Source organism: Streptomyces sp. NPDC006997 (genome assembly GCF_040635175.1).
GTDB lineage: Bacteria > Actinomycetota > Actinomycetes > Streptomycetales > Streptomycetaceae > Streptomyces.
This window is the reverse complement of the sequence record NZ_JBEYHH010000003.1, coordinates 69,137-81,659: the sequence shown is the minus strand read 5'-3', so window position 1 is coordinate 81,659 and position 12,523 is coordinate 69,137. Positions and strand designations below refer to the sequence as shown.

13 protein-coding genes are annotated in these 12,523 nt (G+C 74.7%); 6 read left to right on the top strand and 7 right to left on the bottom strand.

Translation table 11 applies throughout. The features are described from left to right. Positions 1-103: 103 nt before the first annotated feature. On the bottom strand, positions 104-982 hold the full coding sequence (locus ABZ659_RS03550) for a hypothetical protein (protein WP_360212977.1): 879 nt from the start codon (positions 980-982) through the stop codon (positions 104-106). An 86-nt stretch (positions 983-1,068) separates the two neighbouring features. Continuing rightward, the gene (locus ABZ659_RS03545; RefSeq protein ID WP_360212975.1) at positions 1,069-2,211 is read right to left on the bottom strand and encodes an ROK family transcriptional regulator; all 1,143 of its coding nucleotides are present in this window, start codon (positions 2,209-2,211) and stop codon (positions 1,069-1,071) included. Between the two features lie 56 nt (positions 2,212-2,267). Here ABZ659_RS03545 and ABZ659_RS03540 point away from each other — a divergent pair, with 56 nt between their 5' ends. From ABZ659_RS03540 to ABZ659_RS03530, 3 genes are all read left to right on the top strand, one after another. Continuing rightward, positions 2,268-3,353, top strand: coding sequence for a Gfo/Idh/MocA family oxidoreductase (locus ABZ659_RS03540; RefSeq protein WP_360212973.1), 1,086 nt, complete (start codon positions 2,268-2,270; stop codon positions 3,351-3,353). Next, a complete protein-coding gene (locus ABZ659_RS03535) occupies positions 3,350-3,874 on the top strand; it encodes a heme-degrading domain-containing protein (RefSeq protein WP_360212971.1) in 525 nt (174 codons plus the stop codon). The genes ABZ659_RS03540 and ABZ659_RS03535 overlap by 4 nt, the downstream gene beginning before the upstream one ends. Before the next feature lie 85 nt (positions 3,875-3,959). Continuing rightward, a complete protein-coding gene (locus tag ABZ659_RS03530) occupies positions 3,960-4,826 on the top strand; it encodes an LLM class F420-dependent oxidoreductase (protein ID WP_360212969.1) in 867 nt (288 codons plus the stop codon). Between the two features lie 17 nt (positions 4,827-4,843). Here the strand turns inward: ABZ659_RS03530 and ABZ659_RS03525 are convergent, their stop codons facing one another. Beyond that, a complete protein-coding gene (locus ABZ659_RS03525) occupies positions 4,844-5,701 on the bottom strand; it encodes a fumarylacetoacetate hydrolase family protein (RefSeq protein ID WP_360212967.1) in 858 nt (285 codons plus the stop codon). A 320-nt stretch (positions 5,702-6,021) separates the two neighbouring features. On the opposite strand from ABZ659_RS03525, the gene ABZ659_RS03520 reads away from it, so the two are divergent. Both ABZ659_RS03520 and ABZ659_RS03515 read left to right on the top strand, forming a co-directional pair. Further along, on the top strand, positions 6,022-7,035 hold the full coding sequence (locus ABZ659_RS03520) for an SEC-C domain-containing protein (protein WP_360212965.1): 1,014 nt from the start codon (positions 6,022-6,024) through the stop codon (positions 7,033-7,035). Next, positions 7,032-7,562, top strand: a complete 531-nt coding sequence (locus ABZ659_RS03515) for a hypothetical protein (protein WP_360212963.1) — start codon at positions 7,032-7,034, stop codon at positions 7,560-7,562. Before ABZ659_RS03520 ends, ABZ659_RS03515 begins: the two co-directional genes overlap by 4 nt. A 6-nt stretch (positions 7,563-7,568) precedes the next feature. On the opposite strand, the gene ABZ659_RS03510 is transcribed toward ABZ659_RS03515, so the two are convergent. The 3 genes from ABZ659_RS03510 to ABZ659_RS03500 form a co-directional block, all read right to left on the bottom strand. After that, positions 7,569-8,015 (bottom strand): DUF2267 domain-containing protein, encoded by a 447-nt coding sequence (locus ABZ659_RS03510; RefSeq protein ID WP_360213378.1) that lies wholly within the window; start codon positions 8,013-8,015, stop codon positions 7,569-7,571. Positions 8,016-8,157: 142 nt separating this feature from the next. Then, positions 8,158-8,583: an Hsp20/alpha crystallin family protein gene (locus ABZ659_RS03505; protein ID WP_360213376.1), complete on the bottom strand. Its 426-nt coding sequence runs from the start codon at positions 8,581-8,583 to the stop codon at positions 8,158-8,160. Between the two features lie 175 nt (positions 8,584-8,758). Continuing rightward, a complete protein-coding gene (locus tag ABZ659_RS03500) occupies positions 8,759-10,021 on the bottom strand; it encodes a DUF445 domain-containing protein (RefSeq protein WP_360213374.1) in 1,263 nt (420 codons plus the stop codon). 335 nt (positions 10,022-10,356) lie between these two features. Here ABZ659_RS03500 and ABZ659_RS03495 point away from each other — a divergent pair, with 335 nt between their 5' ends. Beyond that, on the top strand, positions 10,357-11,730 hold the full coding sequence (locus ABZ659_RS03495; protein ID WP_360212961.1) for an SGNH/GDSL hydrolase family protein: 1,374 nt from the start codon (positions 10,357-10,359) through the stop codon (positions 11,728-11,730). A 24-nt stretch (positions 11,731-11,754) separates the two neighbouring features. Here ABZ659_RS03495 and ABZ659_RS03490 read toward each other — a convergent pair whose 3' ends face one another. Beyond that, positions 11,755-12,507 carry a DUF1707 domain-containing protein gene (locus ABZ659_RS03490; RefSeq protein WP_360212959.1) on the bottom strand — a complete coding sequence of 251 codons (753 nt, stop codon included), beginning with the start codon at positions 12,505-12,507 and terminating at the stop codon, positions 11,755-11,757. Between the last annotated feature and the right edge of the window lie 16 nt (positions 12,508-12,523).

The window sequence follows — 12,523 nt, the reverse complement described above, 5'->3', positions numbered from 1 at the left end:
CCGGAACCACGGCGTACCGACGCCCCCAGCGTAGTCAGGACGCGGTGAGACGGAACCCGTCGCTCACCTGGTGGCCGTCGGGCACCCGCCCTGGCGGCGGCGTTCAGCGGCGTCGGCGGGTGAGCAGCAGGAGGGCGGCGCCCGTGAGAGTGAGGGCGGCGGAGAGGGCGGCGGGGGTGAGGAGGGCGCGGCGGCCGGTGCTGGCGAGTTCCTCGGCGGTGGGGAGGCGGTTCTCACGGGGGGTGGTGGGGGTGGTGGGGGTGGTGGGGGTGGCGGGGGTGGCGGGGGTGGCGGGGGTGGCCGTTCCAGTCCCAGGGTCGCGATCGGGGTCGCGGTCGCGGTCACGGTCGGGGTCGGGGCGCGGGTCCCGGTCCTGGTCCCGGTCCTGGTCCTGGTCCTGGTCGTCGGGGGTGGGGGCCGCCGGGTCGGGTCGGATGGCGAAGCGGTAGTCGTTCGACTGGCCGACCCAGTCGCCGTCGTCGCCGTGCCGGTGGACGACCGCCGCGTTGGCGGTGACCTCGTTCGCCACCGCGTCGGAGGTGATCGCCAACCGCACCCGCACGGTGACGGTACGGCCGGGCGCCACCGTGAACCCCGGGAAGCCGTCGTCGAAGGCGCCGACCAGCTCGTCCTGGTCGGTCGCCTCGAAGCGCACGGGGTGCGGCCGGTTCCCGGCGTAGAAGTCCAGCTGGGGCTGGGACGCCCGCAACCGCCGCCGCTCGTCGACGAGTACGACGACGGGGTGCACGCCGGTGCAGGGGCGGGCGGTGGTGTTGGTCAGGTCGATCGACCAGGTGCCGTAGCCGCCCCCGGCCTGGTAGGCGACGGGGCCCCCGTGCACGCGGGCGGTGACCGGGAAGTCCCGGCTGCCGGGGGCGGGGGCGCAGGTGGCGGCGGCGTGCGCGGGGGCGGCTATGGCGAGGGGGGCGAGGACGGCCCAGGGCGCGAGGAGGACGACGGCGGGGGGCTTGCTTCGGCGCATGTACCCATCACCGCCAACCCCCGGGGCGCGGGCCACCGGAATCCGTCCGACTGCCCCAAGAGGACCGCCCGATCAGTGGACGACGCTCAGCCTCCGTCCCCCCGTCCGAACAGCGGCGCCAGCAGCAACTGCGCGGCCCCCTCCGCGACCTCGCGCCCCCCGCCGGGGACGAGCCGTACCGGCACCGCCGTCCCGCCGGTGCGCCGGGCGCGGGCGGTCAGGGCGGCGGCGACCCCGCCGACGAAGCGGTCGGGCGCGGCGGCGACGACCCGTCCGCCGAGCAGGATCAGGTCGATGTCGAGCAGGGCGACGAGGTTGCCGGTGCCGGTGCCGAGCACCCGGGCCGCCTCCTCGATGTCGCCGCGCGCCACGGCCGCCAGACAGAGCGCCTCCACGCACCCCCGGTCGCCGCAGCCGCAGGGCGGCCCGTCCAGCTGGACGACCTGGTGCCCGAACTCCCCCGCCCCGGTCCGCGTCCCCCGGTGCACGGCGCCCCCGATCACCAGCCCGCCGCCGAGCCCGGCCCCGAAGTGCAGGTACGCGAAGGACTCGGCACCGCCCCCGGGGCCGGCCACGGCGAGGCCCAGGGCGGCGGCGTTGGTGTCCTTGTCGACGACGACGGGCAGGCCGTCGAGGTGCCGTACGAGGGTGTCGCGCAGCGGGAAGCCGTCCCACTCGGGGAAGCCGGTGACGCGGTGCAGGACACCCCGGGCGTGGTCAAGGGGCCCGGGAAGGGCGACCCCGACCCCCAGCAGCCCGGCACCCACCGGCCCCGCCCCCGGCGCGCGCAGGGCGCCGACCTCCCGTACCACCGCCGCCACCACGGCCTCCGCCCCCGCCCCGAGGTCGAGCGGCACGCGCCGCTCCGCCACCACGGTCCCGGTGAGGTCGACCAGCACGGCCCGCAGCTCGTCCCGGTCGAGGTGCGCCCCGACCGCGTACCCGGCGTCGGGCACCAGCCGCAGCACGGTGCGCGGCTTGCCGCCGGTCGAGGCGCGGCGCCCGGCCTCCGCGGCGAGTCCGTCGGCCCGCAGCCGGGCGGTGATCTTGCTGACGGCCTGCGGGGTGAGCCCGGTCCGCTCGGCGAGTTCGAGGCGGCTGATGCCCTCGGACCCGGCGGCGCGCAGCAGGTCGAGCACGAGCGCGGCGTTGTGGCTGCGCAGCGCGGGCAGGTTGGCGCCCGCGCCGCCGGTCCCGGTCGCCGTCGCCCCGGCGTTCGCCCTCTTCACGCACCCATTGTCCCCGCAGCTTGCACTTTGGCAACAGCGTTGCGAAAGTGGGTGGCATGACTGGCACCCCTCCCGGCACCCCCCTGCGCGTCGGCCTGATCGGCTACGGCCTCGCGGGCTCCGTCTTCCACGCCCCGCTGATCGCCGCCACCGACGGACTGGCCCTGGACACGGTGGTCACCGCCAACCCCGACCGGCAGCGGCAGGCCCGCGCCGAGTTCCCGGACGTCCGTCCCGCCGCCACCGCCGACGAACTGTTCGACCGCGCCGACGAGCTGGACCTGGTCGTCGTCGCCTCGCCGAACAGGACGCACGTCCCCCTCGCCACCGCCGCCCTCAAGGCCGGGCTGCCGGTGGTCGTGGACAAGCCGGTCGCGGGCACGGCGGCCGAGGCGCGCGCACTGGCGGCGCTGGCCGACGAGCGCGGTCTGCTGCTCTCCGTCTTCCAGAACCGCCGCTGGGACAACGACTTCCTGACCCTCCAGGGGCTCCTGGCCGACGGCGAGCTGGGCGACGTATGGCGCTTCGAGTCCCGTTTCGAGCGGTGGCGCCCGCAGCCCAAGGGCGGCTGGCGGGAGTCCGGCGACCCGGCAGAGATCGGAGGTCTGCTCTACGACCTCGGCAGCCACGTCGTCGACCAGGCGCTGGTCCTCTTCGGCCCCGCCGCCGAGGTGTACGCCGAGACGGACGTGCGCCGCCCCGGCGCCGAGACGGACGACGACACGTTCATCGCGCTGACGCACGCCAGCGGCGTCCGCTCCCACCTGTACGTCTCCGCGACGACGGCGCAGCTCGGCCCCCGGTTCCGGGTGCTGGGCTCCCGGGCGGGCTACGTGAAGTACGGCCTCGACCCGCAGGAGGCCGCCCTGCGCGACGGCAGGCGCCCCGGCACGGACGCCGACTTCGGTGTGGAGCCGGAGGCGCTGTGGGGCCGTACCGGTTCCGGCGAGTCCCCGCTGACCGGCGGCGGCCGTCCCGTGCCGACCGCGCGCGGCGACTACCCCGCCTACTACGCGGCGGTGGCGCGGTCGCTCCGGGAGGGCACCGCGGCCCCGGTGACGGCGCTGGAGGCCGCCGCCGCCCTCGACGTACTGGAAGCCGCCCGCCGTTCGGCCCGCGAGAAGGTGACGGTGACACTGTGACGACCCACAAGCACCCGGCGACCCCGGCCGGAACCCCCAGGGTGACCCCCGAGCTGACGCCGTCGATCGAGGAGCTGGAGGCGCAGGAACGGCGTCTGGTGTTCCGCCGGTTCACCCATGACGACGCCTGGGCGCTGGGCCTGCTGCTGGTGCGGCTGGCCCGGGAGCGGCAGGCGCCGGTCGCCGTCGACATCCGGCGCGCGGGCCAGCAGCTCTTCCACGCCGCGCTGCCCGGCTCGACCCCCGACAACGACGCCTGGATCGACCGCAAGCGCCGGGTCGTCGAGCGGTACGGCTCGGCGTCGTACCTGGTGGGGGCGCGGTTCCGGGCCAAGGGCACGACGTTCGAGGAGTCCTCGCGCCTGGACCCGGACCGGTACGCGGCGCACGGCGGCTCCTTCCCGGTCACCGTCGCGGACGTCGGGGTGATCGGCACGGTGACGGTGTCCGGACTGCCGCAACTCCAGGACCACCGCTTCGTGGTGGAGGCGCTGGAGGAGTTCCTGGCGGACGGGATCTGACCCGCGCCGGACGGGAATGACCTCCCGTGTCCCTCCGGTTGGCACGACTGAACAGCCGTCACGCCAACCGGAGGGACCGGATCGTATGACCGCCACACTGAAGGAACGCCTCGGCCGGTACGGCGTCTGGAGCCCCGGCCTGCGCTCGGAGGACCCGGACCGGCGTGCCGAACGGGCCGACGCGGCGGCCGAGCTGGAGCAGCTCGGCTACGGCGCCCTGTGGCTCGGCAGCAGTCCGGCCCCGCGCCACGCCGCCCCGCTGCTCGCGGCGACGTCCCGGGTCGTCGTCGGCACCAGCATCCAGAGCATCTGGCAGTACGAGGCGGCCGACAGCGCGGCCGGGTACGCCGAGTTGGAGACGGCCCACCCCGGCCGGTTCGTGCTGGGCCTCGGGGTGAGCCACGCCAAGCTGGCCGACCAGTACCGGCGCCCGTACTCCGCCCTCGTCGAGTACCTGGACGCCCTCGACGCGGCCGGGGTGCCCGCCGGGCGCCGGGTGCTGGCGGCGCTGGGCCCGAAGACGCTGACGCTGTCCGCGGACCGGGCGGCGGGCGCGATCCCGTACCTGGTGACGCCGGAGCACACGGCCCAGGCCCGCGACATCCTCGGCGAGGCGCCGCTCCTGGCCCCCGAACTGAAGGTGGTCCTGGAGCCGGACCCGGACCGGGCCCGCGCGGTGGCCCGCGAGACCCTCGCGATGTACCTGGCCCTCCCGAACTACACCAACAACTTCCGCCGCCTGGGCTTCACGGACGCCGACCTGGCGGACGGCGGCAGTGACCGCCTGGTCGACGCCGTGTTCGCCTGGGGCGACGAGTCCCGCGTCCGCGACCGCGTCGACGCCTTCCACGAGGCGGGCGCGGACCACGTGGCGCTCCAGCTCCTGGACGACGGTGCGCGGGACGACCTGCCGAGGGAGGGCTGGCGGCGCCTGGCGGAGATCCTGGGCTGAGCTGCTTCTCCCGGGGTTCACGCCTGCCCGAGTTCCTGCCGCTGCCTCCCGAGCCCGTCGATCTCCAGCTCGACGACGTCCCCGGCCCGGAGGTACGGCTTGGGCTCGGGCCGCCCGAAGGCGACCCCGGCGGGCGTACCCGTGTTGATCACGTCACCCGGGTACAGCACCATGAACTGACTGACGTACCGCACGACCTCCCCCACCGGGAAGATCTGCTCGGCGGTCGTCCCGTCCTGCTTCAGCTCCCCGTTCACCCACAGCCGCAGTGCCAGTGCCTGCGGGTCCGGCACCTCGTCGGCGGTCACCAGCCACGGCCCGAGCGGGTTGAACGTCTCGCAGTTCTTGCCCTTGTCCCAGGTCCCGCCCCGGTCCATCTGGAACTCCCGCTCGGACACGTCGTGCGCGACCGCGTACCCCGCGACGTGCGCGAGCCCGTCCTCGGCCGACTCCAGGTACCGCGCGGTCCGCCCGACGACCACGGCCAGCTCGACCTCCCAGTCCGTCCGCGTCGACCCGCGCGGCACGAGCACGGTGTCGTTCGGTCCCACGACGGTGTCGGCGGCCTTGAAGAAGACGACGGGCTCGGCGGGCGGCCGCGCGCCGGTCTCCCGGGCGTGGTCGTGGTAGTTCAGCCCGATGCACACGACCTTGCCGATCCGCGCGACCGGCGCCCCGATCCGCAGCCCGACCGGGTCCAGCACGGGCAGCTCCCCGCCCTCGGCCGCGTCCCGCACCCGCCCGAGCGCGCCCTCGTCGGCGAGCAGCGCCCCGTCGACGTCCGGCACGAGTCCGGACAGGTCCCGCAGCACCCCGTCGGCGTCGAGCAGCGCGGGCCGCTCCCGTCCCGCCGTACCGACTCGCAGCAGCTTCATGGTCACAGCCTCCCTGGATCGCGGCCGTCCCGCCGACGTCACGGCGGCCGGGGGCGCGACCCATGACCCCGCAGCCATCGGAGGACTGGTCGATCCTCAAAGCAGACGGTCCACTCCGCAAGACCCCGTTCACGTACTGGACCGTCCAGTTCGGCCGACGGCCGACGGCGGGCGGAGGGGGAACCGGGGGCTGGCGGGGACGGGGGAGGCGGTCCAAGGGGAGGTCCGAGCCGCCGCTCCGCCACGACCAGGGCCCCGCGACAACCCCCTGGCCTGCGCATACCTGACCCTCGTCACTGATCGGCAGTACGGTGTCCCCCATGCGCCCCGACACGCCCGCCGAGAACGTCGACCACCACGCCGAAGCGGCCCGCCTGGAGCGAACCGCCGCGCTGTATCCCGAGGACGCCGAAGCCCTGCTGCTGCGGGCCGCGGCCCATCTGGAACTCGCCGGCGCGCGCCCCGCCGCGGCCACCCTCTACGACCGCCTGCTGTCCTCGTCCGACGGCCTGGAGAACCCCCACCTGGTCCGCGCGCTGAAGGCGTCGAACCTGTGGGAGTACGGCCACGAGGCCGAGGCCAGGGCCATCATCGACGGCATCCGCGCCACCGCCCCCAGGGACCCGGCCCCGTACGTGATCGCGGCGGAGGCCCTGGAGTCCCACGACGAGCTGGAGGCGGCGGAGGCCACCTTCACCGAGGGCGCGACCCTGCTCCTGGCGGACGTCCCGGAGCCCCCGCACGCCACCCGGCCGCTGCTGATCGGCCGCCACCGGGTCCGCCGTATGCTGGGCCTGCCGCACGACGACTGGGACGCCCTCGCCGACACCCTGCACTCGATGCCGGTCTCCCTGGACGAACTCCACGACCCGAAACGCGTCTGGTCCCTGGGCTCGGACAACCCGGCGGAACTGGCGGCGGAGATCTCCCGCCTCCGCGCCGAACTGGGCGCCTACCGCGAGGCGCTGTCCCGCCCGTTCCCGGTGGCGATGCTGCACTGGCCCGCCGCCGAACTGGCGGAACTGCTGGCGGCGTACCCGTCCCTGACGGCCGAGTACCCCTCCCACGAGGAGCACCTGGCGACGATAGAGGCGTCCCTGCGCGAACTGGCCGCCTCCGGCACCGCCAACCTCGGCACCGTCACCGGCACGGTCCCCTCCTACGAGGCCTTCGCCGCCTCCGAGGGCACCTCCCCGGCCGACGCGGCGCTGCTCCCGCAGTACGCGACGACGCTGGCGGCCCGGGGCCGGGCGGTGGAGTGGCCGCCGCAGCGCCAGGCACCGTGCTGGTGCGCGTCGGGGCGGGCCTACGGGGACTGCCACGGGGCGGTGTGAGCGTCGTGATTCTGGTGGTGCTGGGGGTCTTCGTCGTCGGGATCGTCGTGGTCGCGGTGTTGGTGGGTCGGCGTCCGGGGCCCGTCGTCGCGGTCGGCGGGGGCTCGTCGGGCGGTGAGGAGGCCGGGGTGGGGCCGACAGGCAACCGGGCCTTGAAGAGGGTTGCCGTGTGCGCGGGGGTGGGGGCCGTCCTCGTGTACCTGTGGGGGTTGTTGTACGTGGGCGGGGCCGTGCTGGACGCGGAGGACGGGGGCGCGGACTCCGCGCCGATCCGGCCGTGCCGGGAGGGTGACGGCCCGATCGGCCCGTCCGACCGGTCGTTCCACGTCGTCGACTACTCGGTGAGCTTCCTCCCGCTGGGGTTCGAGTGCGAGACCACGGACGGGGGGAGTTACGACGGCGACGAGGTGCCCTCGTACGTGAACCCGGCCGTCGCGGTGCTGGGGCTCGCGGGGGTCGGGAGCGCCGTGGCGGCCGGGTACCGGACCGAGCTGCGGGCCCGCGGGGAGGCCCGCGCTCGCGGGTGACGTGCCCTATCCCGCCGCCGAGGTCAGCTCCGCCATGCCGAACAGCAGGGCGTAGCCCGGGGGCAGCTGGGCCAGGACACGGCGTACGAGGTCGTCGCCGACCAGCGCCGGGAGGGCGCTCAGGACCGAGCTGACGTCCCAGCGGGCCGTGGCGGCGGTGGCACCCTCAACGCGGGCGGCGACGGAGTCGACGAACTCCACGGCGGTGAGGGGCCGGGTCGCCGGGACCTGCTCGGCGACCAGTCGGGCCGCCTCCCGGGGCAGGGCGTGCGCCAGGTCGACGCGTTCCTCGCCGGTGACGTGGCCGCCGAGGGCGGACAGGACGATCCGTGTGACGCGCTCGGCCTCCGCTCTGGTCGGGTACTGGCCGGCGTCCCGTACGGCGTCGATCAGCGCGGCCCAGCCAGGAGGGGCGCCAACGGACGCGGGCGTACGCGGGGTCGGCATCGTCATCGTGGACATCGTGGCTCCTCCTCCTGACCGGAAGACGGGGACAAGGGGAAACGGGTGGGTGCGCCCCGCGGACGGGCGGCACCGGTCCACGGGGCGCGGGGCGCGGGGCGCGTCTGATGGCCCGCCTCAGCCGCTCGGCTGCTCAGCCGCTCAACTGCCTGGGCCCGCCGCCGCTGCCGGTGATCTGGATGCGGCGGGGCTTGGCGGCCTCCGCGACGGGGATGCGCAGGGTCAGCACACCCACGTCGTACGAGGCGTCGATGCGTTCCGTGTCGAGCGTGTCGCCGAGGAAGAGCTGCCGGGTGAAGGTGCCCGTGGGGCGCTCGGCGGCGATCATCTCCGCGCCCTCGGGGGCGGGGTTGCGGCGCTCGGCGCGGACGTTGAGGACGTTGCGTTCGACGTCCAGCTCGATCGACTCGGGGTCGATGCCGGGCAGGTCGAAGTGGACGATGAAGTCGTCCCCGGAACGGTAGGCGTCCATCGCCATCGCGGCGGGCCGGGCGGCGGAGCCGAGGACCTGCTGGGCGAGGCGGTCGAACTCACGGAAGGGGTCGGTGCGCATGAGCATCACGGTCACTCCCTTCTCCTCTCTGGACAGGCGTGGTGTGCCGGTGCGATGCCCTTCACTGGATTTATAACTCCAAGGAGGGAAACTTGACAAGCCTCGACTCAGGTTCTGTGAGGCTTCGACGGGAAAGCCCGCCGTCCCCGCGGACCCGTCCCCCCTCCCCGGCGGAACCGCTCTACGCCCCCAGCGCCCGCGCCACCGTGTAGATCAGCAGCCCGGCCAGCGACCCGACCACCGTGCCGTTGATGCGGATGAACTGCAGGTCGCGGCCGATGTGTGCCTCGATCTTCTTCGTGGTGTGCTCGGCGTCCCAGCCGGCCACGGTGTCGGTGATCAGGGAGGTGATCTCCCCGCGGTACGTCGTCACCACGTGGACGGCCGCGCCCTCGACCCAGCGGTCCACCTTGCCCTGCATCGACGGCTCGGCGGCCATCCGGGCGCCCAGCGACAGCAGCGAGGCGCGCACCCGCAGCCGTAGCTCGCTGCGCTCGTCCTCGGCGGCCGACACGATCATCGCGCGGACGGCGGTCCACGCCGACGCGATCAGGTCCTGCACCTCGCCCCGCGCGAGCACGTCGCTCTTCAGCCGCTCCACCCGCGCGCGGGTGTCGGTGTCGGACTGGAGGTCGGAGGCGAAGTCGGTGAGGAACCGGTCGAGGGCCCCGCGCGCCGGGTGCGAGGGCATGTCGCGCATCTCGGTCACGAAGCGCAGCAGCTCCTTGTAGACGCGCTCACCGATCCGCTTGTCCACGAACCGCGGCGTCCAGCCGGGAGCGCCGCCCTCCACGGCGACCATGACGTCCTCGCTGTGCACCACCAGCCAGTCGTGCGCACGGCTGACGACCAGGTCGACGACGCGCTTGTGGCCGCCGTCCGCGACGACCTTGTCCAGCATCTTGCCGAGGCCGGGCGCGATCTCGCGGGCGTCGGCGCGGCGGGTGATGGCCTCGCCGACCACCGCCTGCACGTCGGTGTCCCGCAGCACGGTCAGCGCGCCGCGCAGCGCGGTCGCCAGCTCCGCCGTCACCCGGTCCGCGTGCTCGGGCTCGGCGAGCCAGGCGCCGAGTCTGCTGCCGATGCCGACGGCGCGCAGCCGCTGCCGTACGACGTCCCGGGAGAGGAAGTTCTCCCCGACGAACTCCCCGAGGGAGACGCCGAGCTGGTCCTTCTTGTGGGGGATGATCGCGGTGTGCGGGATGGGGATGCCCAGGGGGTGCCGGAACAGGGCGGTCACCGCGAACCAGTCGGCGAGCGCGCCGACCATGCCCGCCTCGGCCGCGGCGGCGACATAACCGGCCCAGGGACCGGCGCCCGCGTGGGAGGCCCACTCGGCGAGGACGTAGACCAGCGCCACGAACAGCAGCAGCCCGGTGGCGGTGAGCTTCATCCGCCGCACACCGCGCCGCTTCTCCTCGTCGGCGGCGCTGAAGGTGTTCATGGCACGGGCGGCGGAGCCGGGCCCGCCCGCGTCCCGAGCCGCGGTGCGCGCCTCGGCAGCCTCACTCGACCCAGCCGTCATACCGTCCGTCCGCCGTTCCGTCCGCTCCACACGCCCACCAGCCCTCTGGTGACATTGTCCCTTCCTCTCCTACTCCCGGAACGAAACGAGAGTTCCCGGCGTCTGACTGGTCGGGGAGGTTCACCGGGCGCCGCCGGTGGCCCGATGGGGGGCCTGTTCCTCTTCCTCCCGCTCCATGCCCCATCATGGAGCGGTCACTTCGGGTCCCGGACCGCGCGTCCGGGCTCCGTACAGTCCGAGGAGACCCGAACCGCATGACCAGGCGTCGCGCTGGGGCTGTGGGGGCGGCCCCCACCAGGCACAGCGCCGTGCTCGCCGCGATCGTCGCACTGATCGTGGCCCTGTCCGCCGCCATATACGCCGGAGCGTCCTTCGACGACGGCACCGACCGGCGTACGCTCGCCGGCGGCCCCGGCCCGCACAACTCCGCGGCGCCCGCGTCCACCGGCACCTGGGTGGGTTCGTGGTCCACCTCCCCGTCCGCCGCCGAGCCCGGCACCGAGACGACGGGCCTGGCGGGGCTGTCCCTGCGCAACGTCGTGCACACCAGCGTCGGAGGCACGAGTGCCCGTGTCACGCTGTCCAATCTCTACGGCCGACGGCCCCTGACCCTCACCCACGCGACCCTCGCCCTGGCCGCCGCCGGCCGCGCGCCCGCCGCCGAGCCGGGCACCATGCGGCGGCTGACCTTCGAGGGCGCCACGAGCGTCGTCGTCCCGGCCGGACGGCAGGTGACCAGTGACGCCGTACGGCTACGGGTCCCGCACGACGCCGACGTGCTCGTCACGACGTACGCGCCGACCGGAGCGGGGCCGGTCACCTGGCACCCGACGGCACGGCAGATGTCGTACGCCGCGCACGGGGCCCATGCCGACGACCTGAGCGGGGCGCCGTACACCGAGCGGGTGGAGGCGTGGCGGTACCTGACCGCGCTGGACGTGCTGAGCGGGGAGGCGGACGGCACGGTCGTCGCGTTCGGCGACTCCCTCACCGACGGGGTGGCCTCCACCGTCGGCGCGAACCGCCGCTGGCCGGACCTCCTCTCCGACCGGCTGCGGGCCGCCGCGGAGGACGGCGCGGACGTGCCCCGGTACGGCGTCGTCAACCAGGGCATCAGCGGCAACCGCGTCCTCGCCGACGGGCTGGGGCGGCCCGCGGACAACCCGAGCGGACTGAACCGCTTCGCACGGGACGTGCTGGCGCGGACCGGGGTGCGGGTCGTCCTCATCGACCTCGGCGTCAACGACATCCTGCGCAACCCGCTGCCCACGGACGTCGACGAGGACCCCGCGGAGATCCTCGCCGGGCTGCGGACGCTGGTGCGGCAGGCGCACGCGCGGGGCATCAAGGCCGTCGGGGCGACGCTGATGCCCTTCGGCGGGCACCGCGGCTACACGGCCGAGCGGGAGGCCGTACGGCAGCGGGTCAACGCGGAGATCCGCGCGGGGCGGGTGTTCGACGCGTACACCGACTTCGACGAGGCGCTGCGGGACCCCTACGACCCGCGGCGGTTCCGGGGGATGTACGACTCCGGGGACCATCTGCACCCCGGCGACCGGGGGTACGCGCGGATGGCGGCCGTGTTCGAGCTGACGGACCTGCTGGGGGCGGCACCGGCGGTGCTGTGACGGCGGTGCCGACCCGTGCGGCGGTCAGTCATCGTGGCGTTCGCGGCGCTTCTCGTGCGGGCCGTGGGCCAGGTCGCGGTGGCCCTCCACCATGCGCTGGTGGGCGTCGCCGATCTCCTTGCGGGCCGCGCGGCGTTCCTCCTTCAGGCGGCGGCGCTCCGCGCGGGTGGCCTTCCGCTCGACCCCCACGCCGCCCCAGAAGGCGAAGCCGGTGACGACGACCCGGGGCGCTCCGGGCGCGGCGGGCGCGCCGTCCTCACGGTGGTCGAAGCCGCCCATGAACCCGAACCCCCGCACCTCCACCTCGACGCCCGGCGGCACGACGACGTTCATCCCGCCCATGATCGCCACGCAGTTGACGACGACCTCGCGGTCCGCGAAGTTCGCCTCGCGCAGGTCGATCTCGCCGCCGCCCCAGAACGCGAAGGAGTTGAACCGCCGGGGCACGGTCCACCGCCCCTTGCGCTGGAAGCCGGACATCACCGCGACACCCCACCGCGACGACCCCTCGCCGCCGACGATCCGCCCCGCCCAGCTCCCGGGCTCCGCGGGCTCCTTCGACAGGGACACCGCCAGGTCGCCGCCGCCCCCGGCCACCGGCAGGTCCTTGGTGATCGGCGCCAACTCCCCGTACGTCCGCGCCTGGTAGGTCGCGTCCAGCCGCTCCTCGAACTCCGCCATGTCGAGGCGGCCCTCCGCGAGAGCGTCCCGCAGGACCTCGGCGACTCGTTCGCGATCGGCGTCGGAGGCACGCAGCTCCGGGGCATCGTCGGTCATGGGGCTCAGCCTACGG